Genomic DNA, 25931 nt, shown 5'->3' on the forward strand with positions numbered 1-25931 from the left:
ACATCAGCTTTGGACACCACTCCCGTACCCAGCTCAGGAGAATCCATGTTCGTGTACTCCAGACGTCGCATCGCGGCGCCGATCGCCGCCACGGCACTCGCCAGTGGCGTCATCCTCGCGGGAATCCCCGCATCAGCGGCCCCCGTGACAACAACCTTCGGCACGAGTTGCCTGGCAACCCCGTCCGCTGTCGCCGGTCCGACCACGCAGTCACAGTCCGGCTCGGTCATCGTCGACGCACCGGAATCCATCGGCGCCGGTGAGACCTTCGAGGTCACCATCCAACCCGGCCCCATCGCCTTTCCCGGCTCCGCTTCCGGGGCGACCGTCCAGAACGTCTCCCGCATCAAGGTCGACGTCGACGTTCCTGCGAACGCCACCCTGGTGGAAGCCACCATCGTCCCCGGCACCTCGGCTGGGCTCAGCGGTGTCGCGCCGAACATCCTGCGCGTCAACGAGAACGGCAACGTCGATCCCAACGGAACGATTCTGCGCCTCTCCGGAAACAACCAGGTCATCGGAAACAGCCCCAGCTCGAGCATCAACTCCGAGGGCGGCATCGTCGTCAAGGCGACCGGCAAGAACGTCGATGGTTCCAACAATGCCGACGGCTACACGCAGTTCCAGCTCCCCCAGGTCAAGGCAGTTCTCAAGGCCGGCGATTCAGGGGACGTCGCGATGAAGGTACGCACCGGCGGCAGCGCGGGAGCGTGGAACAACGATCGCAACTTCCTCACGTTCCTCCCCAAGGCCACCCTGGTCATCACCGCCTGGGCACCCACGCGATGCACCCCGCGTGACGCCGAGAACGGTCCGCTCAACAGCGGCGCAGGCCCCCTCGCCACGACGCGGATCATCGAGGCGGACAAGGCAACCACCACCACAGTCGTCGGACCGGCCAACGCCAAGAACGGAACTCCCGTCACCCTGTCAGCCAACGTGAGCGGCGGCGCAAACGGTGGAACCGTCCAGTTCTTCGACGGCGACAACCCACTCGAGGACGCCGTGCCGGTAACCGGAGGGTCGGCCAGCATCTCCCCGACCTTCACCGAGGACGGACCGCACTCCATCACCGCGAGCTACAGCGGAGCCCCCGGGTTCCTGGCGTCGACGTCGGCGTCGGCCAAGATCGTGACCGTCACGACCGATGCACCGCCGGACGCCGTGACCACTACCGCCACGGTGTCGCCGTCGACCGCGAAGGTCGGACAGGACGTCAACCTGACTGCCAAGGTCGATCCGCAGGGTACCGGCGGCACCGTCGATTTCATCGTCGACGGCACCGAAACGGTCAGTGCTCCGGTCGGAACCGACGGAGTTGCCGTCGCTCCGTACACCTTCACCTCGACCGGAACGCACAAGGTTGTCGCGAAGTTCACGGGCTCACCAGGATTCGCGCCGTCCGCTGCCCCGGCATTCCCGGTCAGTGTGACGACGCCGGCTCCGGCCGACGTCGAGACGACCACGGTTCTCGACGCTGTCGGAACTGTTCAGAAGAACACCCCGGTGACGCTCAAGGCAACGGTCGATCCGTCCGGCGCCACAGGCAAGGTCCAGTTCAAGGTCGGTGACACCCTCATCGGTGGACCGGTCGACGTGGTCAACGGTGTCGCAACGGTACCGGCGACGTTCTACAACTCCGGGACCTACAGTGTCACCGCCGAATTCGTGGGCGCTTCGGGCTACACGGCCTCCGCATCCGCGCCGCAGACCCTGACCGTCCCCGGCGATACGGACGGCGGGCCCGGAGGCGGGACCGGCAGCCTCGACCTCGGCACTCTGTTCGGGTCGCTAGGAGGCTGACACTCTGAACCCGCGTTGGGGGGTGGCGTCGAACCCGCGCCGACACGCCCCATCTTCGTTCGCGGCGAACTATCCGGCTGCCGGCTCCGCCGGAACAGCGGTAGCTGTCTTGCCGCCGGTGATCTTCACGATCGGCAGGACCAGCGCGGCCGGGGCCGACGCCGGCACCACAGGCGACTTGGGTGCAATCGGAGCCAAACGCTCGTAGCCGCTGCCCTGGGCGGGACGCAGGTCGGTCTCCCCCTTGTTCGGCCACAGCGAGGCCGAACGCTCGGCCTGAGCGGCAATGGTCAGCGACGGATTCACGCCGAGGTTGGCCGAGACCGCTGCGCCGTCGACGACGCTGAGCGTCGGGTAGCCGTACACGCGGTGGTACGGATCGATGACGCCGTGATCGGAATCCGACGCGATAGCGCAACCGCCGAGGAAGTGCGCCGTCAGTGGAACGTTGAAGATCTCGCCCCACGTGCCGCCCGCGACGCCGTCGATCTTCTCGGCAACTCGACGCGTCGCCTCGTTGCCCTCCGGGATCCACGTCGGGTTCGGCTGACCGTGGCCCTGCTTGCTGGTGACCTTGCGTCGACCGAACAGGCCCTTCTTCGTGTACGTGGTGATGGAGTTGTCGAGGTTCTGCATGACCAACGCGATGATCGTGCGCTCACTCCAGTCCTTGACCGTCAACATGCGCAACATCTGGTACGGATTCTTCGCAACCACACCGAGGAACTTGATCCATCGGGGCGTCTTGCCGCCGCCGTCCGTCATCAAGGTCTGCAACAGGCCCATCGCGTTCGATCCCTTGCCGTAGCGGACCGGCTCGATGTGGGTGTCGCTGCTCGGGTGGAACGACGAGGTGATCGCCACTCCGCGGGTCAGGTCGAGTGCGGGATCGACCTTGTACTTGCCTGCGCCGACAATGGATTCGGAGTTCGTTCGAGTCAGCTCGCCGAGCTTGTCGGAGAGCTTGGGCAGCGCTCCGGTGTCCTTCATGTCGAAGAGCAGATGCTGAGTGCCCCACGTTCCGGCCGCGAGAATGACGTTCGCAGCCGTGTAGGTGCGGCGGTTCTTTCGTCCGAATGCACCGGTTCGCTCGGTGAACACGTCCCACGAACCGTCGCGAGCCTCACGAAGCCCGGACACGGTGGTCATCGGAATGATCTCGGCGCCGGCTGTCTCGGCAAGGCCCAGATAGTTCTTGAGGAGCGTGTTCTTCGCTCCGTGACGGCAGCCCGTCATGCACTCGCCACACTCGATGCAACCGGTGCGCTCGGGTCCGACGCCGCCGAAGTACGGGTCCTTCGCCTTCTTGCCAGGTTCACCGAAGTAGACGCCGACAGGGGTCTGGATGAACGTGTCGCCGACGCCCATGTCATCTGCGACGGACTTCATGATCTCGTCAGCGGGCGTCATGTGCGGATTCTGCACGACGCCGAGCATCTTCTGAGCCTGCTCGTAGTACGGGGTGAGCTCGCTTCGCCAGTCGGTGATGTGCGCCCACTGCTTGTCCTGGAAGAACGGCTCCGGCGGCTGGTACAGCGTGTTGGCGTAGTTCAACGACCCGCCGCCGACGCCTGCGCCCGCGAGAATGAGGCAGTCGCGCAACAGGTGCACGCGCTGAATGCCGAAGCACCCCAGCTTCGGAGCCCAGAGGAACTTCTTGAGATCCCAACTGGTCTTCGCGAAATCTTCGTCGGCATACCGTCGGCCGGCTTCGATGACGCCGACCTTGTAGCCCTTCTCCACGAGACGAAGCGCGCTCACGCTTCCGCCGAACCCGGATCCGACGATCAGTACGTCGTAGTCCGTTGCCCGTTGCTTGCCCATCAGGACACCTCCACCGTGAACCGTAGTTACCCGCCAGTATGCACCTATCCCTTGTGACTACCACCACAAGGGGCCCCATAAGCGTAACCGCAAGTATCAGGAACGGAAGAAAGTCCTGCACAACGAACTGTGGCCCCGGTTCACGAAGAACCGGGGCCACAGAAAGGTACAAACTACGCGCGGACTGTCAGCCCGACCTTCTGGAACTCCTTGAGATCGGAGTATCCGGCCTTCGCCATCGACCGACGGAGACCACCGACGAAGTTCAGCGAACCGTACGGATCGTCCGAAGGGCCGCTCAGAACCTGGTCCAGACTCGGACGCTCACCATAGGAAACCGGAAGAAGTGCTCCACGCGGAACCGAAGGATGAGCCGCAGCGGACGGCCAGTACCAGCCACCACCCGGCGCCTCGGCGGACACGGCCAGCGGCGTGCCCAGAACGGCAGCGTCGGCACCGCAGGCGATGGCCTTCGCCAGATCACCCGAAGTTGCGATGTCACCGTCGGCGATGACGTGGACGTAGCGTCCACCCGTCTCGTCGAGGTAGTCGCGCCTGGCTGCTGCAGCATCGGCAATGGCCGTGGCCATCGGAACACCGATGCCCAGGACCTCACCGGTGGTGGTTGCACCCTCGGTAGACCCGTACCCGACGATGACACCGGCAGCGCCGGTACGCATCAGGTGCAGCGCGGTGCGGTGGTCACTGACCCCACCCGCGACAACCGGAACGTCGAGTTCCGAGATGAACGTCTTGAGGTTGAGCGGTTCCTGCTCGGTGTGCACGACGTGCTCGGCCGAGATGATCGTGCCGTGGACGACCAGGAGGTCGATTCCCGCCTTGATCAGCTCCGGCGTCAGTGCGCGCGCATTCTGCGGACTGACGCGAACGGCAGTGGTGACCCCCGAATCACGGACCTGCGCCACCGCAGCTGCCAGAAGACCGGCCTGCAGCGGAGCCGCATGCAGCTCCTGCAGGTAGCGGATGGCCGCGTCGACGCCACCGTCCTTCTCGGCGATCTCGACGAGACGCCGGAGCTTCTCCTCGACATCGGGGTGACGGCCCCACAGGCCTTCACCGTTGATGACACCGAGGCCGCCGCGCTTACCCAACTCGATCGCGAAAGTCGGCGAGACCAACGCGTCGGTGGGATGTGCGAGGACAGGAATGTCGAACCTGTAAGCGTCGAGCTGCCAAGCAGTCGACACCTCCTTCGACGAACGAGTTCGCCGGGAGGGAACGATGTTCACATCGTCCAACTCGTAGGTACGTCGGGCCGTTCGACCCATGCCGATCTCAACGAGGTCGCGCACGCGCGCCCCTTTCTCGTGTACTGGTTGCTAACGAGCGGTGTAGTTGGGTGCTTCGACAGTCATCGTGATGTCGTGCGGATGGCTTTCCTTCAAACCGGCCGCCGTGATCTGGACGAACTGAGCGTTCTGCAGGTGCTCGATCGTCGCCGACCCCGTGTATCCCATGGCAGCGCGCAGACCACCGGTGAGCTGGTGCGTCACCTGCGAGAGCGGGCCACGGAACGGGACACGTCCTTCGATGCCTTCCGGAACCAACTTGTCCTCGGACAGCACGTCGTCCTGGAAGTACCGATCCTTGGAGTACGACTTGGCCTCGCCACGCGACTGCATCGCGCCGAGCGAACCCATTCCGCGGTAGCTCTTGAACTGCTTGCCGCCGACCAGAATCAGTTCGCCGGGCGATTCAGCGGTACCGGCCAGGAGTGAACCCAGCATGGCCGTCGACGCACCTGCGGCAAGAGCCTTCGCGATGTCTCCGGAGAACTGGAGTCCACCGTCGGCGATGACGGGCACACCGAGAGGCTTGCACGCGGCAACCGCTTCCAGGATGGCCGTGACCTGAGGGGCACCGACACCGGCGATGACGCGGGTGGTGCAGATGGAACCAGGGCCGACTCCGACCTTGACGGCATCGACGCCGGCTTCGACCAGTGCCAGAGCACCCGCGCGCGTAGCGACGTTGCCACCGATGATCTGAACCCGCTCGCCCAGTTCACGCTTGAGCTTGGCGATCATGTCGAGAACGTTGGACGAATGCCCGTGCGCACTGTCCACCACGAGTACGTCCACACCGGCATCGGTGAGCGCCATCGCGCGCTGGAAGGCGTCATCGCCGGCACCGACTGCAGCGCCGACGAGCAGTCGACCGTCACGGTCCTTGGTGGCGTCGGGATGCTGCTCGGTCTTGACGAAGTCCTTGACCGTGATCAGACCGGTGAGCTTGCCGTTGCCGTCGACGATCGGCAGCTTCTCGATCTTGTGCCGACGAAGAAGGCCCAGTGCCACGTCAGCGGTGACGCCTTCCTGAGCGGTGATCAGGGGCATCTTGGTCATGATCTCCGCGACCGGGCGATTCTGGTCGACCTCGAAACGCATGTCCCGGTTGGTGACGATGCCAACCAGCTGGCCGGCGTCGTCGGTGACAGGCAGACCCGAGATGCGGAAACGAGCGCACTTCGCATCGACCTCACCCATCGTGTCGGTCGGCTTACACGTGACGGGATCGGTCACCATGCCGGCCTCGGAACGCTTGACCGTCTCGACCTGTCCTGCCTGGACCTCAACCGACGAGTTGCGGTGCAGAACACCCATGCCGCCGGCGCGTGCCATCGCAATTGCCATGCGCGACTCGGTGACGGTGTCCATCGCAGAACTGACCAACGGAATCCGCAGACGGATGTCGCGGGTCAGTTGACTGGACGTGTCGACCTGGCTCGGGATGACGTCGGACGCAGCCGGCAACAGCAGCACGTCGTCGTATGTCAGTCCCAGCATCGCGACCTTGTTGGGGTCGTCTCCTCCGGTGTGTACATGTCCTGCAGAACTACTCATGCGGTCAGGACCCTCCATGGACCTAGATTCGCCCAGGGCGACCGCTGTAGCAGCCGCCTCGAAACGGATTACGAAAGCTGGATATCGGATAGAAGGCGCCTGCACGGAAAGAAATTCCTGGCACCTTTTCCCGGCGTTGCACACCATGGTATCGGCTCACTCAAAGGTCCGAACCATCCCACCCACGCTGCGTGTACGCGTAACAAGTGGCGCTGACCCCCCTGACCTGCGTACCGTGGTGCTGTGCGTGATCAACTGCCCCCCGGTCTGCCGCCAGATCCCTTCGCCGGCGACCCAGCTGACCCCTCCGCGGCTCTCGATGCCATCGAGCCGGGCCAACCACTCGACCCCCACGAACGCCAAGCGGTCGAGGAGGATCTCGCTGACCTCGCTGTTTACGAGGCACTCCTCGCTCACCGCGGTATCCGCGGTCTCGTAGTCTGCTGCGAGGACTGCCAACAGGATCACTACCACGACTGGGACATGCTGCGCGCAAACCTGCTGCAGCTGCTCGTGGACGGAACCGTCCGCCCTCACGAGCCTGCCTACGACCCGATGCCTGAGGCATATGTCACGTGGGACTACTGCCGTGGATACGCCGACGCGTCGATGAACGAGGCGATGCACGGCGACGGTTTCGACAGCTGAGCGAAGCCTCACCCAAGCTCATACGAAAGTGGCCGACAAGCAATTGCTTGTCGGCCACTTTCGTTTGAATTCAGATCGGAACGGTGCGATCAGGGCGGGGGTGAAGATGAATCACCCGACGGAGACGAGGCCGGCGCCAGAGGCGTCGTTGTCGTGGTTGTCGTCGTTGTTGTCGTGGTCGTTGCCGTGGGCGACGATGACGGTGTCGACGACGCCGCGCTTGGACCAGGCGCCTGCATGATTCCAGGATTGGGCGTTGTCGTCGTGGTCACACCCCCAGGCAGCTGAGGGTTCGCCGGATTGACGGAGATCCCCGGAATCGCCGTGGGAGACGTGGCAATCGAGGACTGCTGGTCGGTCGTCGACGGCGGCACTGCGGGTGACGTGGTCTCCTGGACCTGCGTCATCAACTTGCCCCAACGCTCGACGAGGTCGGTCTTGTCCTGCGAGTCCTTGACCGCATCGGCACGGTGAGCTGCGTTGTCCAGCACCATCTTTGCCGCAGGAATGTCTCCGGCAGCCAACAGCCGCTCGGCCTTTTCCAGCTCGGAAGTCGTGTCGATCTTCGCAACTGTCGAGTTGGCCTCGTCGGCGAAGACGACCTGCTTGACGCCCCACAGGGCATCGCCGGGCTGGGCGTCGTACGCCATCGCCGTGGCGCCACCGAAGACCACTGCTGCAACTGCTGCAGCGGCGGCGATCGGACGAACCACACGCAATCGAGAACGGGAACGTGAACGCTGACGATCGGAGAAGCCGGACGGCGTCGCTGTGATTGCAGCGATGACATCGTCCAATAACGGACCCTCGGGCATCGGAGTCGCAACGACATCGTCACGCCATTGCGAGAGGATCAACGCAAGTTCGTACTGTTCGGTGCTATCGGTTGCTACCGGCCCACCATTCGAAATGGATTCGATCAGCGCATCGTCACGCCGAACCGCAGCCAAATCCACTGGCGTACCGTCGTCGGCGAGATCACCGAGATTCGAAGCGTCATGCCCCTCGTCTCTAGCCAAAGCTCTCACCTGCTTTCGTCACTTCTTTTTTCAGTTTCGCGATCGCTCTGTGCTGAGCGACTCGTACAGCTCCGGCGGTACTACCGACGGCGACGGCCGTTTCCTCGGCCGACATCCCGACCACCAGGCGAAGTATCAAGATTTCTCGATGCTTCTCCGGAAGTGTGCCGAGAAGTTCGTGCATCTGTCTGCTGGACTCCGAATCGAGAGCTCGCTGTTCGGGACCATCATCCAGTGCTATTACATCCGGTACTTCGGAAACGGGCTCCGACTTGTTACGGGCGGAGCTTCGATGTGCGTCCGCAACCTTGTGCGCGGCAATTCCGTACACAAAGGCCATGAACGGGCGTCCCTGGTCCTGATAACGCGGCAGCGCGGTCATCACGGCCAGACAGACTTCCTGTGCGACGTCGTCAGCGGACAGGTGTCCTCTCTCGGCCGCACCCACTCGACCGCGGCAGTAGCGCACCACCATCGGTCGGATGTTCTCCAGAACCAAAGCTAGAGCTGTACGGTCGCCCTGCGCAGCAGCGGCGACCGCGGTGTCCAACTCATCGCTCGTATTTGTCATCGTCAGCGAAAATCCTGGCGTTACAGTGGCACCTCCCGAGCGGGTGTGCTCCCGCTCTCAGCGGAACCCTCTAAGAGTAACCATCCGGACCGACTGGTCTCCGCATACCTGCCCAGCAGTCGCGATATCGATACAGCTCCTTCTGGAATGTTCTCCGGAGACTTCGGTGGAGTGGTTACGACAAAGGTAGGAGTGATCCACCACGCATCGCAATCAGATCGCCGATCTCCCGGGCACTCGGTGAGGTTCTCTCACCGCTGACACCTTCGATCAACAGAGACGACGCCCAGGCCAGGGGCAGCAGGCCGTATTGCCGGCACCGCGCGAACACATCTGCTGCCATCTTCACGGCTGCGCTCGCGTCGGTTCCGGTCAGCGCGGCGCTACGCAGCAGACCCGACTTCACGCGGTGCCGCACAGACTCCGATTCCGCTGACAATTCGACGGCGCGTTCTGCGTGTCTGCGGGCACGAGCGAAGTCGCCTCCCGCCAACGCCAATTCTGCGGAGACCCATTCGATCCGAATTTCCTGCCGCCACAGCCCGCCCTCGGCATCCAGACGCGCCCGACATTGCGCCAGCAGGCGCCAGCCGAGCGGGAGCCTGCCACAGCCGAGGGCGTCTGCGGCCAGACCGGTCAGAGCGTCACAGGCAGCCTCTGGATCACCTGGCAGGCCGCCGACGATCGCCAGTGCGCGCCCGTCCCACGTGGACGCGAGTGCATGGCGTCCGCTCTGGCGAAGAAACGACGCCCTCGTGCTGGCAGACAGAGAGGCAAGAACTCGATCCGAGTGCGTCGAGAACCCGGCCGTGAGCCGATCGAGGACATCCAATGCAGCCCGCGCTCTTGCGTAGTGGCCCTGACCACCCAGCACTACTGCCGTTGTCCACCAATCTCGGGTAGAGCAAGGCGCCGGGAGGCGGTCGAGATCCGGATCCGCACCGAACGCGGCAGACTCGAGGGACCCTGGAAGTGCAGTTGTTTCGTTGGGCACAGGTGATTGAGGGCGCGCAGGTGTCGACACAGGTTGATCATCGCAGCAGCACGAGCAGACATTCGCACGACCGGCGTCACACCAACGATGCCAAAAGTCGCACGAAACACGAAAAGGCAAGTTTGTCGGAGTTAATCAGATATTCAACTGAGATTTGCCAAATGTACTCGTAATGATATTTAACGGGCATATATCCGTGACGTTAACTGCGCATTACTTATTGGACGGATGTCCTAGTTGAAACTTGGGCACTAAGTCCCGAAATGGAGTGCAACCCCGCCCACGCAATATCGGACAAATGACGCAAACCGAGCCGAATGACCGAGTGATTTCGCCGGGCGATCAGCCTCGAACATATCCCTGATCTGTGGGTTTCGCATCTCGAGCTGCCAGGCTTGCCGGCCGCCACCTCGATCGACCCAATTTCGACATCGGCGCAGAACAACGCACGAGGGGCCCGAAATGTAAATATATACTTCGTTAACTCTCGCATTTCGATATATGCCGATCGCCACTGAACGAGCCTATTGACGCGATTTACTCAGCACCCTTACGGTTAGCAAGCGTGAACGATTCAGAAGGCCCGGATAACCTCCGGGCAACTTGGTCCGCTCGTTGATCAACGCGAGCTTGCAGTAAGGAGTCAACATGCCTGCACCGAATCACCTTCCAGGCCCCAACGCAGACATCTGGGACTGGCAGATGCACGGTCTGTGCCGCGGAGTCGACTCCTCCATGTTCTTCCATCCCGATGGCGAACGCGGTAGAGCACGTGCCCAGCGCGAAACCCGCGCAAAAGAGATGTGCCGTCAGTGCCCGGTCCTGATGCAGTGCCGCAGCCACGCGCTGACCGTCGCCGAGCCGTACGGCATCTGGGGAGGAATGTCGGAAACCGAACGTGAACTACACGCGCGCCACCGTCGCACCACCCGCATAGCTTCCTGATACACGTAGGTAGAGCGCTCTAGGCCCCCGAGAGTTTTCGGGGGCTTTTGCGTGTGGACGGGACACCGTCGAAAAGAATTTCCGACACGACCCATCCGACCGACGCCCGCCTCCGAATGCCTTCTGACAGTGCACCTCAGCACATCCCTTCAGGAAGGCAGACCCATGAACACCTCTACTCGAGTTCTGGCAGTCACCGCAGCAGCCTCTTTCGCCGTCTTCGGCGTGGTCGGTTGCTCCTCGGACGACAACGATTCGTCGACCGACACGTCCAGCGCCGCCATGACGTCTTCTGCCATGGGATCGAGCATGTCTCCCAGCAGCGCGATGGCAGAGCCCGCTTCTGATCTGGTCGGTGCCGGTTGTGCCGACTACGCAGCTGCAGTGCCGAGCGGCGCCGGATCGGTCAGCGGAATGGCCCAGGATCCGGTTGCCACAGCGGCATCCAACAATCCGTTGCTCACCACCTTGACCGCGGCAGTCTCCGGCCAGCTCAACCCGGACGTCAACCTGGTCGACACCCTCAACGGCGGCGAGTTCACCGTCTTCGCACCGATCGACTCGGCATTCGCCAAGATCGACCCCGCCACGATCGACAGCCTCAAGACGGACAGCGCCACGCTGACCAAGATCCTCACCTACCACGTGGTTCCCGGCCAGATCGCCCCTGACGCGATCGACGGAACGCACCCCACCGCCGAGGGCGGAACGGTCACCGTCACCGGATCCGGTGACAACATCAAGGTCAACGACGCAACTGTCGTCTGCGGTGGAGTCAAGACCGCAAACGCCACCGTCTACCTCATCGATTCGGTGCTGATGCCGCAGTAGTCCCCACCTGCTGTGCGCCTTTATCAACCCCCCGCGGTTAATAAAGGCGCACAGCGGCCAACGGCGGGCCAAGAGAAAAGAACCGGACATGCACGCTACGGTTGTACGCGATGAAGCGAGACAACTCTTCGTGAGCGAGCCAGACCATGCGTCGGATGCGGCCGACGCATGCCCGACGGACAATTCTGCGGCCCGCACCGCGCGAATCGCGGAATCACGCGAGCTGGCAGTGATCCTCGCGAACGTCGCCGGTGGCGACCAGAGCGCCTTCGCCGAGTTCTACGACCGAACCAGCTCCCGTGTGTACGGCATGGTTCTTCGTGTACTCCGTGATCCAGGTTTCTCCGAGGAAGCGGTCCAAGAGGTCTACCTCCAGGCCTGGAAATCAGCCGACAGCTTCGACCCTGCCAAGGGGTCCGCGCTTTCCTGGCTCCTGACACTTGCTCACCGGCGCGCAGTGGATCGCGTGCGCTCCGAACAGTCGAGTTCGGATCGACAGGCTCTCTACGACACCACCAATGCCACTCCCGAATTCGACGTCGTCAGCGACGAAGTGACACGAAGAGACGAGCATCGTGCTGTCACCGACTGTCTCGAAACGCTGACGGACACTCAGCGCCAATCGGTGACTCTCGCCTATTACGGCGGCCGAACGTACCGCGAGGTGGCCGAAGATCTCGGCGTGGCGATTCCCACGATCAAGTCGCGAATTCGCGACGGACTACTGCGCCTACGTGGATGTTTGGGGGTGATGTGAGATGGACGAAGAGCTGATCGACTACGCGTACGCCTACGCGATCGATGCGTTGGACCTCGACGAGCGCCGTGAGGTCGACAAACGACTTGCCGCTTCGGACTCCGCGACCCACGCCGAATTCGACGCCCAGGTCCGGCTCACCGCCGAAACCATGGCCGCGATGACCGTCGTCGACGCCGTCGAGCCCCCGCCGTCGCTGCGCAGCAGCGTCCTTGCCTCGATCGCAGAGCAGGCCGCTGCTCCCAATGCCCCCGTTTCGCTGGCCGAGCGCCGTAACCGTCGACGCCCGTGGACCGTGGCTCTTGCGGCGGCCGCCGCAGTCGCAATCCTGGTCGGCGGCATCGGAATCGGGCGCACGCTGTCCGACAACACGCCGCCGCAGAACCCCGCGTCCGAAATCATGGCAGCACCCGACGTTCATGCCACGACGCGTGAAATCCCGGGCGGCGGTAGTGCCACGACGCTGTTCTCGCCCTCCGAAGACGCCGCAGTCCTCGTGATGAACGATGTGACTCCCCCGAGTCCGGATACCGTCTACCAGATGTGGCTGGTGCCGGGCGACACCGACGACACCACGATGATCCCGATGGGGACGATGGCTCCGGGTGACGTCAAACCCACTACCCAGGTGGTGCTCGACGGCATCGGTCCGAATACGAAGTTGGCGTTCACTGTCGAACCGCCCGGCGGATCGCAGCAGCCGACGAGCGAGCCGTTCGCAACGATCCCGCTCATCTGATCGCCAGACGAAAAAAGATCCCCCACCGGAATCCGGTGGGGGATCTCTTCTTTGTTGAAACTACGAGCAGCGAGTCAGTGGCTGTGACCGTGTCCGGTGTCGGCAACTTCCTCGGTCGGCTTCTCGACGACGGCGCTCTCGGTCGTGAGGATCATGCGCGCGACGGAAGCGGCGTTGACCACTGCCGAGCGAGTGACCTTGACCGGGTCGACGACGCCGTCGGCAAGCAGGTTGCCGTAGGTGAGGGTGGCAGCGTTGAAGCCTTCGCCCTTGGTCATCTCGGCGACCTTGCTGACAACGACGGAACCGTCGATGCCTGCGTTGCTGGAGATCCAGAACAACGGGGCGTTGAGGGCTTCGCGGACCACGGCAACGCCGGTGGCCTCGTCACCCGTCAAGCCGAGGTTCCCGATCAGAGCCGTACCGGCTTGAACGAGAGCCGATCCGCCACCGGGGACGATGCCCTCGGAAACTGCTGCCTTGGCTGCGTTGACCGCATCCTCGACGCGGAACTTGCGTTCCTTCAGATCGGTTTCGGTGGCTGCGCCGACCTTGATGACGGCCACGCCGCCGGACAGCTTCGCCAGACGCTCTTCGAGCTTCTCGCGGTCCCAATCCGAATCGGTGTTCTCGATCTCGCGACGCAGCTGCGCAACGCGGGTCGCGATGTCGTCAGCGGTGCCTGCACCGTCGACGATGACCGTCTCGTCCTTGGTGACGACAACGCGGCGAGCGCTGCCGAGCAGCTCGAGGCCGGCTTCCTTGAGCGAGAGGCCGACGTCGGTGTTGATGACGGTGCCTGCCGTGACGACTGCGAGGTCGTCGAGGAATGCCTTGCGACGATCACCGAAGAACGGCGCCTTGACGGCGACGGCCTTGATGGTCTTGCGGATGGAGTTGACCACGAGGGTGGAGAGAACTTCACCCTCGACGTCCTCGGCGATGATCAAGAGCGGCTTTCCGGATTCGGCAACCTTCTCGAGCAGCGGAAGGAAGTCGGGAAGTGAGCTGATCTTCTCGCGGAAGAGCAGGATCAGCGCGTCTTCGTAGACGGCCTTCTGCGCATCGATGTCGGTGACGAAGTAGGGCGAGAGGTAGCCCTTGTCGAACTGAACACCTTCGGTGACAACGAGTTCGGTTGCAACGGTGGAGGATTCCTCGACCGTCACGACGCCGTCGGTTCCGACACGGGTGAGTGCCTCGCCGACGAGCTTGCCGATCTCTTCGTCACGCGAGGAGACGGTGGCGACCTGAGCGATCGACTTCTCGCCCTCGACGGGGGTGGCTGCGGCGAGCAGTTCCTCGACGACCTTGTCGGCTGCGGCGTTGATGCCGACGCCGAGAGCCATCGGGTTCGCGCCCGCTGCGATGTTCTTGAGTCCGCCGCGGACGATGGCCTGGGCCAGAACGGTCGCGGTGGTGGTGCCGTCGCCGGCAACATCGTTGGTCTTGGTGGCGACGCTCTTGACGAGCTGTGCGCCGAGGTTCTCGAAGGGATCTTCGAGCTCGATCTCACGGGCGATGCTCACACCGTCGTTGGTGACGGTGGGGCCGCCGAATGCCTTGGCGAGCACGACGTGGCGTCCACGCGGGCCCAAGGTCACCTTGACGGCGTCGGCAAGCTTGTCGACTCCGGCTTCGAGAGCGCGGCGTGCGGTCTCGTTGAACGCAATTTGCTTGGACATCTGTTCTGTCAGCTCCTGAATCTTCGGGGCGTGAACGCATTCCGCCCCGGGATCCTGGGTGGACTCCGGGGCGGATCACGTGTGTCTTACTTGGAGACGACAGCCAGCACGTCGCGTGCCGACAGGATCAGGTATTCCTGGCCGGCGTACTTGATCTCGGTTCCGCCGTACTTGGAGTAGATGACCGTGTCACCCTCCTTGACGTCGACCGGGATGCGGTTGCCCTGCTCGTTGACGCGGCCTTCGCCGACTGCAACGACGGTGCCCTCCTGGGGCTTTTCCTTGGCTGTGTCAGGAATGACCAGGCCGGAAGCCGTCGTCGTTTCAGCCTCGTTGGCCTGGACGAGGATCTTGTCCTCGAGCGGCTTGATGTTGACGCTCGCCACGATGAGCCCTCCACTTTGGGGTATGTGCGTCCGAGGCGATCCTCGGACAGCTGTTTGGGTATGCCGTTTACGGCGCGTCACTGCAGTCCCGTCGTCGCGGGTGCCGGAACTCGATCAGCGCCAATTGGCACTCTATACGTGAGAGTGCCAACCCTCAAGGACTGGGCGCATTTTTCTCTTCGTCCAGAGCGAAACAGGACAGCCGTCCACCACGTTCACCTATTGTTCACTTCGTGACGAACATCAATCGCCGTAGTTTTCTGACCTTCGCCGGACTCGGCGCCGTCGGCGCGGTCAGCCTTGGCAAGCCGTGGGGCCTGCAATATGCAGGCGCGTCGACCATTCCGACGTCAGGTCCTGGCACCACTCTCGAGTCCGTGTCCACCCCCGTCAGCAGCAGCGGCTACACCAAGCTCACCGCCGGACCCGGTTGGGCGAACATCGTGCGCAGCGAGTTGGCCGAGCCGAAGTCGGGACGCGAGGACCGACGCACCGCACTCGCCTCACTCGTGCAGCTGACCGACGTCCACATCGTCGACGCCCAGTCCCCCATGCGATTCGAGTACGTCCACCAGATCACCGGCTCGGCGTTCCGCCCCCAGGAGACCCTGACGGCGCACGGGCTGATTTCACTTGTCCGCCGGGTCAATTCGATCGGCAGTGGCCCGCACACGTCGCGCCCCTTCGATGCCGTCGTCACCACCGGCGACAACACGGACAACAAGGAATTCGCCGAACTCGACTGGTTCCTCACCTCACTCAACGGCGGAACCGTCGTCGCCAACACCGGTGCCAAGGACCGCTACGAGGGTGTACAGAACTCGGGTGCCGATCTCTACTGGAACCCCGAGTCACCGATGCTCGACATGTACAAGAAGGCCGGATTCCCGGAGATCCCCGATTTCTTCGGTGCCGCTTTCACGCCCGTGTCGAGCCCCGGCCTGAACACCCCTTGGTACTGCGTGTTCGGCAACCACGACGATTCGGTGTCCGGCACGGTGCCCAGCGGCATCCCGCCGCTCGAAGCGATGTACACGGGATCTCTCAAGTTCGAGGTGCCTGGTTCACCGGAGCAGGCCAAGCAGATCGACGTCGCCACCAAGTTCGATCCCAGTGCGATACCCGGAATCCTGTCCGCCTTCACGACGCCGCCGCGCCAGGTCACCCCCGACCCGTCGCGCGCGCCGTTCACACCGCGACAGTTCATCGCCGCACATCTTGATCCCGCGCACACCGGTCCCGGCCCCGTCGGACACGGTTTCGCCCCCGACGCCGGCGAAACCGGTATCGGTTACTACTCGTTCGAGATCGCACCGGGCGTCGTCGGCATCAGCATGGACTCCACCAACCGCGCGGGCCTCGTCGACGGTTCGCTGGGCGCCGCTCAGTTCCAGTGGATCGAGAACACCCTGCGCGCCGGCAGCAGCACCTACTACGACGCCGCGGGCTCTCGCGTCACCGAGTCGCGAGGTGACACGTATTTCGTGCTGTTCAGTCACCACACGAGCGACACGATGGACAATCTCATTCCCGACCCCGAGAACGTCCTCGAGCCACGCCTGCGCGGTTCACAGCTTCTCGACTTGCTGCATCGTTTCCCGAACGTACTTGCCTGGGTCAACGGACACACCCACGAGAACAAGATCACCCCGTGGCCCGGCGCGACCCCCGAGCAGGGCTTCTGGGAGATCAACACCGCCTCGCACATCGACTACCCGCAACTCGGACGCATCATCGAGATCGCGGACAACCATGACGGAACGGTGTCGTTGCTTGCGACGCTCTTCGAGGCGGAGAGTCCCAATTCCGTCGACTACAGCGACAAGTCGGCAGCCGGGCTCGCCTCGCTGTACCGCGAACTGTCGTTCAACGACATCCACCGCGACCCGAAGCTGACGGGTACCGGCGTCGACCAGAACGTCGAATTGTTGGTCCACACCGGACGATGACTCCGATTGCCGCAGTGTCCTAGGTGATTTCAGGTCCGCTCGAAGGCGAGCGGTGCGCTTTCGCCCACGACACTGCGGCAACGACGAATCGAACGCCGAATCCGATCAACACCAGATTGCAGACGATCTGAAGGCTCACGAGCCCCCGGGCAAGGTCCGTCTGCGCGGCGATGTCACCGAATCCGACTGTCGAGAAGACGGACAACGAAAAGTACAGCGCCGCCATACGCGACAGCGGTTCGGTGAAACTGCCAGGGCTTGCATGCTCGACCGAAAAATAGGTGATGGACACCAACAACAAGTACGTCGGCATCACCACCGCCACAGCTTCGACCGCCTGCAGAGATGGCACATCGGAACGCAGAATTCGCCGCACCTGCCAGGTGGTCACGGCAAGTACCGCGGCGCCTCCACCGATCAAGAGGAAGATTGCACTGGCGGTATGTACATCGATCCACGGCAGAAAGAAATACGCGCATCCGAAGGCGATCACCGTCAGCGTGGGTCGAAGCACTGCACCACGGATCAGCGCGCGTCGTCGTTCCCGGTCGATGTGGGGAGAATCGCCTTTTTTCCGCATGAATCAATGATCGACAATTTCGCAGGTAAAACCACCCTTTCGGTCCGAAAAGGACGTCACGGAGACGAAAAGCACTGAGCAATCCTCACGAACCTTCTGTAACGTTCATATAACGGCGGTCGATTGAACATTGACCGGTATTGACTGTGAGGAGGTGTGCGATGAGTTGTTCACTGGGAATTTCCACTGGATCTTCCGGTGTCTATTCAGCACTCGTCGACACCGATACCAGCACAAACGCGCCAGGCGCCGTGCCTGCCGAGACTCGCTTCGTCTCGGCGGATCAGGCCAATTCCAACGTCGGTGACCTTGTCAGAGCATCCATCAAACTGATGACGACGCAGGTGACGGACGGATCTGAAGCGCCGCGCTCGATCGGTGTCAGCTATCGCACGGACGATCAACTCGCGAGCATCAGGTCATCTCTTTCGCGCTCGCCGAAGCAGGTCCGTGCAATCCCCGAGCCTGCCGCCGTACACGCGTATCTCGCCGAGACAGGGAAAACCGAGCGGTACGACACGACAGCTCAGGTGGACGTCGGTGATCAAGGTCTGACGGTGTCCGTCGTCGACCACACCGGTGAAGTTCTGCACTCCGACCGTATCGACGCCCTCGCAGGGGCCGGAATCGACCGGGCATTGGTCGACTTCGTGACGGAGAAGGCGCCAGGGCACTTGCGCCGGTACACCGACGCGGAACTTCTTGCCGCCCGGTGCCATGTCGCCAAAGAGCAACTGTCCACGTCCACCAAGGTGACCATCGACCTTCCGATCGACGCGATGGCGATCACGCGCGACGAGTTCGAGGCCATCATCGCCCCGGATATCGAGCGCGCCGTCACCTTCATCCGTGAAGTCGTGAAGGGCTCACCGCGGCCCGTCGGTGCCGTTGTACTCATCGGCGGTGGCGCACATATTCCGGCCGTGCGGTCCGCCGTCGCCGCTGCCGTCGACGTCCCCATGGTCGAGATCGTCGAGCCCGAGACTGCGGCAACCAAAGGTGCTGCACTCCTGGCAGATTCGATCACCGCAATTCGTTTCCCGCTGCTGGGCTCCGGAAGTGACCAGCGCTCCGGATCCACCGCCAAGGTCTCGGGAGCGTTGATCGGTGCGCTCGTGGTCGGCGGACTGGTACTCGGTTACGGCGCAAAGGAATTGGTGCCGACCGACGACACCGCGGTCTCGCCCGTCGGAACCGGGTCGACCACGACGACGGTGAGCCCCGAAGCGACACCGAGCACCGGATCGACGATCATTCCGTCTCATGATCCTCTGCCTTCGGTAGCCGGCAGCACGTATCCTCGGTACGGGTATCCCACCACCCCGTTCGACTCGCAGCCTTACGACACGCACTCGTACACAACGCATCAGTACACACTTCCGCCTGCGCCGATCCCGGACACCTCGACGACAACCACGCCGCCGACCACGACAACGACCACTCCGAATTGGCCGACCATTCCCGGAATCACGCTGCCCGATCCACCGGCGTGGTGGCCGACGCTGCCGGACACCGAGGCGACGCCCCCGGTCGATCCGACCGAGGCAAACCCCGGCGGCGGTCTCGGCCCGGGTGAGAGCGGCGGCGAGAACCCGACGACGCCGGAGACTCCTGGATCCGGTTCCACCGAAACCGAAATCACTACCCCTGGTGGCGGTGATCCGACGACGAAGCCCGGTGAACCGAATACCTCGATGCCCGAAAACGGTCCCGCGACCACACCGGATCGGGAACCGGCCCCGGTCGGCTGATTCTCAGTCGGCCGATTTTCAGTGCATCAACTGGCTGACGGAGACCGACAGACCCGGGTCCGTCGCAACACTCAATTCCGAAGGGCCTGCGCCGTTTCCGATCAGGTGAGCGGCCAACGATGCGATCATCACGCCGTTGTCCGTGCACAGTCGAGGTTTCGGAATGCGCAACGTGATGCCCGCTTCGGCGCAGCGCTGCTCGGCGAGTGAGCGGATACGCGAATTGGCCGTGGCGCCGCCGCCGAGAACCAACGTGTCGACCCCGACGTCCTTGGCTGCACGCACTGCCTTCATCGTCAGGACGTCTGCAACCGCTTCCTGGAACGAGGCAGCGATGTCCGGGATCGAAAAGGTCTCGCCTGCGCGCTCTTTCGATTCGACATAGCGCGCGACGGACGTCTTGAGTCCCGAGAACGAGAAGTCGTGCCGCGAATCGCGCGGCCCCGTCATGCCGCGAGGGAAGGCGATTGCGTTCCGATCTCCCTCTTGCGCAGCAGCATCGAGTGCCGGTCCACCGGGAAAGCCGAGTCCGAGCAGTCTGGCCACCTTGTCGAAGGCCTCACCGGCGGCGTCGTCGACAGTCGTGCCCAGTTCGACAATGGGCTTTCCCAGATCTTCGACGTGAAGCAGGTGTGTGTGACCGCCGGAGACCAACAATGCGACGCACGAGGGCAACGGACCGTGCTCGAGAGTGTCCACCGAGACGTGACCGCCGAGATGATTGACCGCATAGAACGGGATGTTCCATGCTGCCGCATAGGCTTTCGCTGCGGCTACACCGACCAGCAGCGCGCCGGCCAGGCCGGGTCCGATGGTGACGGCCAGCGCGTCGGGCTTCTCGATACCGGCGGCAGCAAGGGCACGGCGCATCGTCGGCACGATCGCCTCGAGGTGAGCCCGCGAGGCCACTTCGGGAACCACTCCCCCGTACCTGGCGTGCTGATCCACGCTCGATGCCACCTCGTCGGCCAACAATTCGCAGGTTCCGTCACCGTTCCAGCGGACGATACCGACACCTGTTTCGTCGCAAGAACTTTCGACACCCATGACGATCATGCTTGCTGCTCCTCAATTTCGCGGACACCGAGCACGGCAGGCCGTCTCATCGTGTACGCATCTGCCCCACTGGGCTGGTAGTACTTCTTTCGTGTTCCGACGATCTCGAATCCTTCGCGCCGGTACAGCGCGATGGCAGGTTCGTTGTCGGTGCGCACTTCCAGGAACACCGGGCACTGCCGTGAATCCGCCAGAGTCAGAAGCGCATCGAGCAACGCGCCGCCGATTCCGAGTCGCTGAGCCGAGGGATCTGTACCGATGGTGTGAACCTCGGCCTCCATGTTCGGCGACGCCCCCAACAATGCGACTCCGGCGTAGCCAAGGACGTGACCGTCAGGCTCCCGGGCAACGAAGTAATGATTATGTGCGCCTGCAAGTTCCGAGACGAACGCTTGTGCGCTCCAGGGTCCGTCGCCTGCGAACAACGCGCGCTCCAACTCCGCGCACCGTTCGGCGTCATCGACGTTCATCGGCTCGATGCTGTACTTCATCTGCTCTGTCTCACTTGCCACGTTCTGCAAGGGTCTTCGCGTCCGGGCGTCGGAGGTACAGCGGCTCCAGCGGGGCCGGAACCGAGCCGGACAGGATCTCGCGAGCAGCGACTGTCACCAACCCGGCCGGTGAAGGTGTCTCCGCCGGGTCGACGGGTAGATCGAAGAAGTCCACGTGCGAAGCGGATCCGGCAATCAGCGTCGAAGGCGAAGGATCGACGTCGCCGGCGGAATTCACAGCCGGTCCTTCGACGCGCACTCCGCCGTCATAGCGCGCCCAGTAGATCTCGCGACGCCTCGCGTCAGTCACGACGAGCAGGCTCGGTGTGGTCGGTACCGCAGCCGCGATCGCATCGAGGCTGCACACGCCGTACACGGGAACACCGAGTGCGTCACCGAAGGCAGCGCCCGTCGCCATGCCGACACGCAGTCCGGTGTACGGCCCTGGCCCGACACCCACGACGACGGCGTTCAAGTCGGCCGGTGTGAGCCCTGCCTCGGCGAGGCATTCGAGGACGTGAGGGGTCAAGACCTCGGCGTGCGCACGAGGATTGACCGTGACACGCACGGCAAGCGTCTCCACTGTGTCCGGTGACTCTGCGTCCGGTGACACTGGGTCCGGCGACGAAGCCGACAAGGAGACGACTCCGGCAGTGACTGCCGGAGTGGAGGTGTCAATTGCGAGAACAAGCACGATTTCTCAGGGTACCCGCACGTGAAGAACTACTTCCGGCCCGGGAGGGTCACGACGTCTGTGACACGAAACGCCGTTTCACGACGTCTGTGACACCAAACTCCCTTTCACGACGTCCAGGACCAACTCGCAGTCCGCACATCCGATTCGGGTTCCCGATGAAGCTGCACTCGCAGGTGCCGTTCGACGAGCCTTTCCACGACGTCACCACCCCATTCGACCACCACCACTGCATCGGTGAGGTCGGTGTCGAGGTCGAGGGCATCGAGTTCGTCGAGCGCATGCGGTCCGCTGTCTCCCAGCCGGTATGCGTCGACGTGGATCATGCCGACGGGAACTCCGCCGCCGGGGCGGGTGCCCGGACGATGCTCACGAGCGATGACGAACGTCGGGGACGTCACCCGGCCCTGCACCCCGAGCCCGGCGCCGATTCCGCGCGTCAACGCGGTCTTGCCTGCCCCGAGTGGACCGTCCAGCACCACCAGGTCGCCGGCAACAAGTCCCGCCGCCAAGCGTCGGCCGAAAGCCTCGGTATCCTCGGCCGTTTCCAACGTGATCTGTCCGGACACGGGAAGTCCCGTGGAGTTCTCAGCCGACATCGGACCGCTCTTCTACCTGCGCTCGCTGCACCAACTTGTCGATTGCGTCCGTCACGATCGCCGGGAACTCGAGCTGCACCAGATGGCCGGCCCCGTGAACTCGCACGAGTTCGGATTCGGGGAGATCGGCAGCGAGACGCTTGGAGCTGATGAACGGAATCATCATGTCTTGATCGCCGCAGATCACGACTGCCGGTGTGTGCGCGAGGACCTCGAGAGAAGCGGACTCGTCGTGCAGTTCCAACGTCCGCAGGAAATTGACGATGGTCACAACCGAGGTGCGGTCGAGCATGCCGTCCGAGAGTTCATGCAGCCGTGGGCTGACATCGGTGCCGTACGAGGCCGCACGCAGGATCGGCGTGATCAATACTCGCGCAGCGCCCCGGGCATGCTGAACTACTCCTGGTGAGGTGCGCACTGCCAACCGGAATCCGTCGATGATCGGATTCTGCAGATTGCGGGTCAGGCCGGTCTCGGCCAGGCCTGCCGCCGTCGTCGCGACCAGCCCCACGCCGATGACTCGGCCCTCGAACCATTCGGGTCGCTGACCGGCGAGCGCGAGTACCGTCATGCCGCCCATCGAGTGACCGACGAGAACTATCGGTCCCTTGGGTACCTTGGCCTCGACGACGGTCGCGAGGTCGCGGCCGAGCTGAGAAACCGTACAACTCTTCGAACGCGGCATGCCCGAGTCTCCGTGTCCGCGCTGGTCGTAGAACACCATGCGAACCTTGTTGCCCCATCGCTCTTCGAGCTGGCGGCGCTGGAAATGCCAGGACAGCGCACTCAGGCAGTATCCGTGCACGAAAACGACTGTCAGCGGAGCGTCGTCCGGTCCCACTTCGCGAACTGCCAGCTCGACACCGTCCTCGGTGCGCACCGTGCTCTTGCGGTCGCGCGTCATGAGGTCGAAGTCCTCGTCCGCGTAGATTTCCCGGCCCGGACGCGTCGCGGTCTTGAATGCGTTCACGCCGGCCATCGAGCCGAGCGCCGCGGCGCTGAGCAGGCCACCGAGAATGCTCATCTTTCCTGCAGTCTTCATGACGTCTCTCCCCCGATGTACGTACGCACAGTGCGTCCACGTATCCCGGTCACGACCTCGTAGTGAATGGTGTCGAGTACGTCGGCCCAGGCCTGCGCGTTGGGTTCGCCGTGATCGCCGTTGCCGAAGAAGATCGCGGTGTCGCCTTCGCGAACTCCGTCACCGTCCGGACCCAGGTCCACCAATACCTGGTCCATGCAGATTCGCCCGACAGCCTGGCGACGCTTACCGCCCAACTGCACTTCGAACTTGCCACTCAGTGAACGAGACAAACCGTCGGCGTAGCCGACGGGAAGCAGCGCAAGAGTGGTGTCGTACGGTGCGACCCACTGATGCCCGTAGGAGACGCCCTCTCCGGCGGCTACCTTCTTCACCAGAATCACCTTCGCTCGCAGCGTCATCGCCGGTCGTAAACCGAAATCTCCGAGTTCGGGCACCGGAGACAATCCATATATCGCGATTCCCGGCCGAACCATGTCAAACCGCAGGTCAGGACGGGTGACTGTAGCAGCGGAGTTGGAAAGATGAACGACTTCGGGGTCGAATCCGCGAGCGCGGACGTCGGCAACCGAGTCGATCAAACGCTGCTTCTGCATGTCGATGACGTCGTGATGCGGTTCGTCCGAGTGTGCGAGGTGAGAGAACACTCCGCGCAGCCTGATCGTGCCCTCGTCCCGGGCAGTGGCGAGGTCGTCGAGCATCTGCGGCCACTCGGTTCTCGATACGCCGTTGCGATTGAGACCGGTGTCCACCTTGAGCGTCACCGTCGCCTGTTGTCCCAGAACCCGTGCCGCGTCGACGACAGCGGCCAGGTGTCGCGGGGAGGACACGCCGATCTCGACGTCCGATCGGATCGCCGAGGCGAAATCGGCGTCGACGCCGTGCAGCCAGGCAAGGACGGGAGCGGTGATGCCTGCCTCGCGAAGGACCAGTGCCTCCGCGATGGTGGTGACGCCGAGTTCCCGGGCTCCCGCCGAGAGCGCCGTCCGCGCCACCGCAACTGCGCCGTGGTTGTATCCGTCCGCCTTGATGACCGCCATCAACGCTGCATCCCCGGCAAATTCACGCAGAACACGCACGTTGTGCGCGATCGCGTCCAGATCGACGACTGCCTCCGTCTGCGGCCCTACTGCGTCGTCGAGTCGGCTCGCCTTCCCCTCCGCAGGCTCCTTCGGTGCTCTTCCCTGGGCAAGCGTCATGGCGACAATCCTGCCACCCACGCAGAATCGGACACGTGTTCGGGTTTGAACACCCTCAATCGAGGGCAAAAGAGCGAAGCACACGCACCGATTCCCGCAGACCTCCCAGCAGGGGTGAAGCCGAAATCGGTGCTCCGGCGACATCCCTCTGACCGCCGGCAGCGGCGATGTTCGCAGCCAACGCGTGAGCCCGCGCCCCGACGGCCCCGGCTTCGAGAGGGCTCAGACCCGACGCCAGCAACGCACCGATCACACCGGAGAGGATGTCACCCGAGCCTGCCGTCGATGCCCAGGAGCCGCCGGCGTCGTTGACCAGCACCTCACCGCCGGGATCCGAGATCACCGTCGTATGGCCCTTCAACAGGACCGTGACTCCGAGGCGTGCGGCAAGAGCACGCGTGGCCGCGATCCTGTCGTCGCCAAGAGTTGTGAATCGAGCGAACTCGCCGGCGTGGGGCGTCAACAGTGTCGGCGCGGTCCGGGCTGCGACAAGTTCGGGACGCTGAGCGAGGAGGGTAAGTCCGTCCGCATCGACAACAACGGGTACATCAGTAGCCAGCACCGACGCCAGAAGTCGCGCGGCGTCGTCGTCGGTACCCATACCGGGGCCGACCACCCACGCCTGAACTCGCCCGGCGGCTTGGAAGGTCTCACTCGCAATCACCTCCGGGAACCGGGCGAGCACCTCGGTGGCGCCGTGCCCGGCGTAGCGGACCAGGCCGGCGGTCGCGGTCACCGCGGCACCGGTACAGAGCACGCCCGCGCCGGGATACTGCTCACTTCCCGCAACGATGCCCACCACACCCTGCGAATACTTGTCGTCCTCCGGACCGGGCACCGGCCACAGCGCACCGACCTCCGCCGGATCGAGCGAACCGAATTCGGGTTCGCCGACGCTCAATCCGATGTCCACGAGTTCGACACGACCACACAGCGGAGCCGCGAGTACGTGTACCGGCTTGAGCGCACCGAATGTGACCGTCACATCAGCGGTCACCGACGGGCCGTCCACTGCGCCGGTGTTCGCGTCGACGCCGCTCGGAAGATCGACCGCCACGATCGGTGCATCCACCTGGCCGACGAGATCGGCCGCGTCAGGCCGTAGACCGCCGTGCCCGGAAATCCCGACGATGCCGTCGATCACCAGATCCGGCGACCCGACTTCGGCGGCGACTCGGCCGCCGGCCTTCAAGAGAGCATCGAGGCCCGCCCGATGAGCGCGCGCCGGATCGAGCAACACGGCCCGCACGCTCACACCTCGTTTGCGGAGCAACGCACCGGCCCACAGGGCATCACCGCCGTTGTCGCCCGTACCGACCAGCAGCGTCACCGACCGATGCGCGACCGACCCTGTACGGGAACGCAATTCGTCCGCGACTACTCGCGCAAGACCGTACGCCGCTCGACGCATCAGCACCCCGTCGGGCAGCTTGTCGAGCAGCGGCGCCTCAGCTGCTCGCACCTGATCGGCTGTGTAGTACCCACGCATGTCGGAACCCTTCAG

24 protein-coding genes are annotated in these 25931 nt (G+C 63.6%); 8 read left to right on the forward strand and 16 right to left on the reverse strand.

Annotated features, from left to right (window positions below; genetic code table 11):
* Positions 1 to 45 precede the first annotated feature (45 nt).
* Complete coding sequence (locus tag M1L53_RS16755) at positions 46 to 1803, forward strand: Ig-like domain-containing protein (RefSeq protein ID WP_003940813.1); 1758 nt, start codon at positions 46 to 48, stop codon at positions 1801 to 1803.
* A gap of 69 nt (positions 1804 to 1872) precedes the next feature.
* Here M1L53_RS16755 and M1L53_RS16760 read toward each other — a convergent pair whose 3' ends face one another.
* The 3 genes from M1L53_RS16760 to guaB form a co-directional block, all read right to left on the reverse strand.
* Positions 1873 to 3627, reverse strand: a complete 1755-nt coding sequence (locus M1L53_RS16760) for a GMC oxidoreductase (protein ID WP_003940689.1) — start codon at positions 3625 to 3627, stop codon at positions 1873 to 1875.
* Between the two features lie 173 nt (positions 3628 to 3800).
* A complete protein-coding gene (locus M1L53_RS16765; RefSeq protein WP_003940976.1) occupies positions 3801 to 4940 on the reverse strand; it encodes a GuaB3 family IMP dehydrogenase-related protein in 1140 nt (379 codons plus the stop codon).
* 27 nt (positions 4941 to 4967) lie between these two features.
* The gene (guaB, locus tag M1L53_RS16770; protein WP_003940903.1) at positions 4968 to 6491 is read right to left on the reverse strand and encodes an IMP dehydrogenase; all 1524 of its coding nucleotides are present in this window, start codon (positions 6489 to 6491) and stop codon (positions 4968 to 4970) included.
* 243 nt (positions 6492 to 6734) lie between these two features.
* Here guaB and M1L53_RS16775 point away from each other — a divergent pair, with 243 nt between their 5' ends.
* Positions 6735 to 7139 (forward strand): DUF5319 domain-containing protein, encoded by a 405-nt coding sequence (locus M1L53_RS16775; protein ID WP_003940777.1) that lies wholly within the window; start codon positions 6735 to 6737, stop codon positions 7137 to 7139.
* An 89-nt stretch (positions 7140 to 7228) separates the two neighbouring features.
* On the opposite strand, the gene M1L53_RS16780 is transcribed toward M1L53_RS16775, so the two are convergent.
* The 3 genes from M1L53_RS16780 to M1L53_RS16790 form a co-directional block, all read right to left on the reverse strand.
* On the reverse strand, positions 7229 to 8158 hold the full coding sequence (locus M1L53_RS16780; protein ID WP_063836274.1) for an anti-sigma-D factor RsdA: 930 nt from the start codon (positions 8156 to 8158) through the stop codon (positions 7229 to 7231).
* Positions 8151 to 8729, reverse strand: coding sequence for a sigma-70 family RNA polymerase sigma factor (locus tag M1L53_RS16785; protein ID WP_003940953.1), 579 nt, complete (start codon positions 8727 to 8729; stop codon positions 8151 to 8153). The genes M1L53_RS16780 and M1L53_RS16785 overlap by 8 nt, the downstream gene beginning before the upstream one ends.
* Positions 8730 to 8904: 175 nt before the next feature.
* The gene (locus M1L53_RS16790) at positions 8905 to 9603 is read right to left on the reverse strand and encodes a hypothetical protein (protein WP_042926374.1); all 699 of its coding nucleotides are present in this window, start codon (positions 9601 to 9603) and stop codon (positions 8905 to 8907) included.
* Between the two features lie 768 nt (positions 9604 to 10371).
* On the opposite strand from M1L53_RS16790, the gene M1L53_RS16795 reads away from it, so the two are divergent.
* The 4 genes from M1L53_RS16795 to M1L53_RS16810 all read left to right on the forward strand — a co-directional run bounded on the left by M1L53_RS16795 (position 10372) and on the right by M1L53_RS16810 (position 12995).
* The gene (locus tag M1L53_RS16795; protein WP_003940939.1) at positions 10372 to 10668 is read left to right on the forward strand and encodes a WhiB family transcriptional regulator; all 297 of its coding nucleotides are present in this window, start codon (positions 10372 to 10374) and stop codon (positions 10666 to 10668) included.
* Positions 10669 to 10833: 165 nt separating this feature from the next.
* Positions 10834 to 11499 (forward strand): fasciclin domain-containing protein, encoded by a 666-nt coding sequence (locus M1L53_RS16800; RefSeq protein ID WP_007728616.1) that lies wholly within the window; start codon positions 10834 to 10836, stop codon positions 11497 to 11499.
* Between the two features lie 88 nt (positions 11500 to 11587).
* Positions 11588 to 12256: a sigma-70 family RNA polymerase sigma factor gene (locus tag M1L53_RS16805; protein WP_007728615.1), complete on the forward strand. Its 669-nt coding sequence runs from the start codon at positions 11588 to 11590 to the stop codon at positions 12254 to 12256.
* Position 12257: 1 nt separating this feature from the next.
* A complete protein-coding gene (locus M1L53_RS16810; protein ID WP_054188123.1) occupies positions 12258 to 12995 on the forward strand; it encodes an anti-sigma factor domain-containing protein in 738 nt (245 codons plus the stop codon).
* A 74-nt stretch (positions 12996 to 13069) separates the two neighbouring features.
* On the opposite strand, the gene groL is transcribed toward M1L53_RS16810, so the two are convergent.
* Together groL and groES are read right to left on the reverse strand one after the other, a co-directional pair.
* On the reverse strand, positions 13070 to 14680 hold the full coding sequence (groL, locus tag M1L53_RS16815; RefSeq protein ID WP_003940715.1) for a chaperonin GroEL: 1611 nt from the start codon (positions 14678 to 14680) through the stop codon (positions 13070 to 13072).
* A gap of 86 nt (positions 14681 to 14766) precedes the next feature.
* Positions 14767 to 15066, reverse strand: coding sequence for a co-chaperone GroES (gene groES / locus M1L53_RS16820; RefSeq protein WP_003940763.1), 300 nt, complete (start codon positions 15064 to 15066; stop codon positions 14767 to 14769).
* Between the two features lie 233 nt (positions 15067 to 15299).
* On the opposite strand from groES, the gene M1L53_RS16825 reads away from it, so the two are divergent.
* Positions 15300 to 17015 carry a TIGR03767 family metallophosphoesterase gene (locus M1L53_RS16825; protein WP_007728613.1) on the forward strand — a complete coding sequence of 572 codons (1716 nt, stop codon included), beginning with the start codon at positions 15300 to 15302 and terminating at the stop codon, positions 17013 to 17015.
* A gap of 19 nt (positions 17016 to 17034) precedes the next feature.
* On the opposite strand, the gene M1L53_RS16830 is transcribed toward M1L53_RS16825, so the two are convergent.
* Positions 17035 to 17595, reverse strand: a complete 561-nt coding sequence (locus M1L53_RS16830; RefSeq protein ID WP_042922497.1) for a potassium channel family protein — start codon at positions 17593 to 17595, stop codon at positions 17035 to 17037.
* A 161-nt stretch (positions 17596 to 17756) separates the two neighbouring features.
* On the opposite strand from M1L53_RS16830, the gene M1L53_RS16835 reads away from it, so the two are divergent.
* Entirely contained in the window at positions 17757 to 19346 is a 1590-nt protein-coding gene (locus M1L53_RS16835; RefSeq protein WP_042922496.1) for an Hsp70 family protein, read from the forward strand.
* A gap of 18 nt (positions 19347 to 19364) precedes the next feature.
* On the opposite strand, the gene tsaD is transcribed toward M1L53_RS16835, so the two are convergent.
* The 7 genes from tsaD to M1L53_RS16870 form a co-directional block, all read right to left on the reverse strand.
* Positions 19365 to 20402, reverse strand: coding sequence for a tRNA (adenosine(37)-N6)-threonylcarbamoyltransferase complex transferase subunit TsaD (gene tsaD, locus M1L53_RS16840; RefSeq protein ID WP_007728610.1), 1038 nt, complete (start codon positions 20400 to 20402; stop codon positions 19365 to 19367).
* Positions 20399 to 20893, reverse strand: coding sequence for a ribosomal protein S18-alanine N-acetyltransferase (gene rimI / locus M1L53_RS16845; RefSeq protein WP_003940971.1), 495 nt, complete (start codon positions 20891 to 20893; stop codon positions 20399 to 20401). Before rimI ends, tsaD begins: the two co-directional genes overlap by 4 nt.
* 10 nt (positions 20894 to 20903) lie before the next feature.
* Positions 20904 to 21587, reverse strand: a complete 684-nt coding sequence (gene tsaB / locus M1L53_RS16850; RefSeq protein ID WP_054188122.1) for a tRNA (adenosine(37)-N6)-threonylcarbamoyltransferase complex dimerization subunit type 1 TsaB — start codon at positions 21585 to 21587, stop codon at positions 20904 to 20906.
* 107 nt (positions 21588 to 21694) lie between these two features.
* The gene (tsaE, locus tag M1L53_RS16855) at positions 21695 to 22186 is read right to left on the reverse strand and encodes a tRNA (adenosine(37)-N6)-threonylcarbamoyltransferase complex ATPase subunit type 1 TsaE (RefSeq protein ID WP_003940673.1); all 492 of its coding nucleotides are present in this window, start codon (positions 22184 to 22186) and stop codon (positions 21695 to 21697) included.
* Positions 22176 to 23228 carry an alpha/beta fold hydrolase gene (locus M1L53_RS16860; RefSeq protein ID WP_007728607.1) on the reverse strand — a complete coding sequence of 351 codons (1053 nt, stop codon included), beginning with the start codon at positions 23226 to 23228 and terminating at the stop codon, positions 22176 to 22178. Before M1L53_RS16860 ends, tsaE begins: the two co-directional genes overlap by 11 nt.
* Positions 23225 to 24427, reverse strand: coding sequence for an alanine racemase (alr, locus tag M1L53_RS16865; protein ID WP_054188121.1), 1203 nt, complete (start codon positions 24425 to 24427; stop codon positions 23225 to 23227). Before alr ends, M1L53_RS16860 begins: the two co-directional genes overlap by 4 nt.
* Before the next feature lie 55 nt (positions 24428 to 24482).
* On the reverse strand, positions 24483 to 25916 hold the full coding sequence (locus M1L53_RS16870; RefSeq protein WP_042922489.1) for an NAD(P)H-hydrate dehydratase: 1434 nt from the start codon (positions 25914 to 25916) through the stop codon (positions 24483 to 24485).
* Between the last annotated feature and the right edge of the window lie 15 nt (positions 25917 to 25931).

The sequence above is a fragment of the Rhodococcus sp. T9N genome (genome assembly GCF_024436645.1).
Classification (GTDB): domain Bacteria; phylum Actinomycetota; class Actinomycetes; order Mycobacteriales; family Mycobacteriaceae; genus Rhodococcus_F; species Rhodococcus_F qingshengii.

Coding starts and splice junctions, on each gene's coding strand:
- groL (WP_003940715.1), bottom strand. CDS start 14,680: ATGTCCAAGCAAATTGCGTTCAACGAGACCGCACGCCGCGCTCTCGAA.
- tsaE (WP_003940673.1), bottom strand. CDS start 22,186: ATGTCGGCTGAGAACTCCACGGGACTTCCCGTGTCCGGACAGATCACG.
- tsaD (WP_007728610.1), bottom strand. CDS start 20,402: ATGATCGTCATGGGTGTCGAAAGTTCTTGCGACGAAACAGGTGTCGGT.
- guaB (WP_003940903.1), bottom strand. CDS start 6,491: ATGAGTAGTTCTGCAGGACATGTACACACCGGAGGAGACGACCCCAAC.
- M1L53_RS16860 (WP_007728607.1), bottom strand. CDS start 23,228: ATGAAGACTGCAGGAAAGATGAGCATTCTCGGTGGCCTGCTCAGCGCC.
- alr (WP_054188121.1), bottom strand. CDS start 24,427: ATGACGCTTGCCCAGGGAAGAGCACCGAAGGAGCCTGCGGAGGGGAAG.
- M1L53_RS16830 (WP_042922497.1), bottom strand. CDS start 17,595: ATGCGGAAAAAAGGCGATTCTCCCCACATCGACCGGGAACGACGACGC.
- M1L53_RS16870 (WP_042922489.1), bottom strand. CDS start 25,916: ATGCGTGGGTACTACACAGCCGATCAGGTGCGAGCAGCTGAGGCGCCG.
- rimI (WP_003940971.1), bottom strand. CDS start 20,893: ATGAAGTACAGCATCGAGCCGATGAACGTCGATGACGCCGAACGGTGC.
- M1L53_RS16810 (WP_054188123.1), top strand. CDS start 12,258: ATGGACGAAGAGCTGATCGACTACGCGTACGCCTACGCGATCGATGCG.
- M1L53_RS16755 (WP_003940813.1), top strand. CDS start 46: ATGTTCGTGTACTCCAGACGTCGCATCGCGGCGCCGATCGCCGCCACG.
- M1L53_RS16800 (WP_007728616.1), top strand. CDS start 10,834: ATGAACACCTCTACTCGAGTTCTGGCAGTCACCGCAGCAGCCTCTTTC.
- M1L53_RS16835 (WP_042922496.1), top strand. CDS start 17,757: ATGAGTTGTTCACTGGGAATTTCCACTGGATCTTCCGGTGTCTATTCA.
- M1L53_RS16805 (WP_007728615.1), top strand. CDS start 11,588: ATGCACGCTACGGTTGTACGCGATGAAGCGAGACAACTCTTCGTGAGC.
- M1L53_RS16795 (WP_003940939.1), top strand. CDS start 10,372: ATGCCTGCACCGAATCACCTTCCAGGCCCCAACGCAGACATCTGGGAC.
- M1L53_RS16760 (WP_003940689.1), bottom strand. CDS start 3,627: ATGGGCAAGCAACGGGCAACGGACTACGACGTACTGATCGTCGGATCC.
- M1L53_RS16785 (WP_003940953.1), bottom strand. CDS start 8,729: ATGACAAATACGAGCGATGAGTTGGACACCGCGGTCGCCGCTGCTGCG.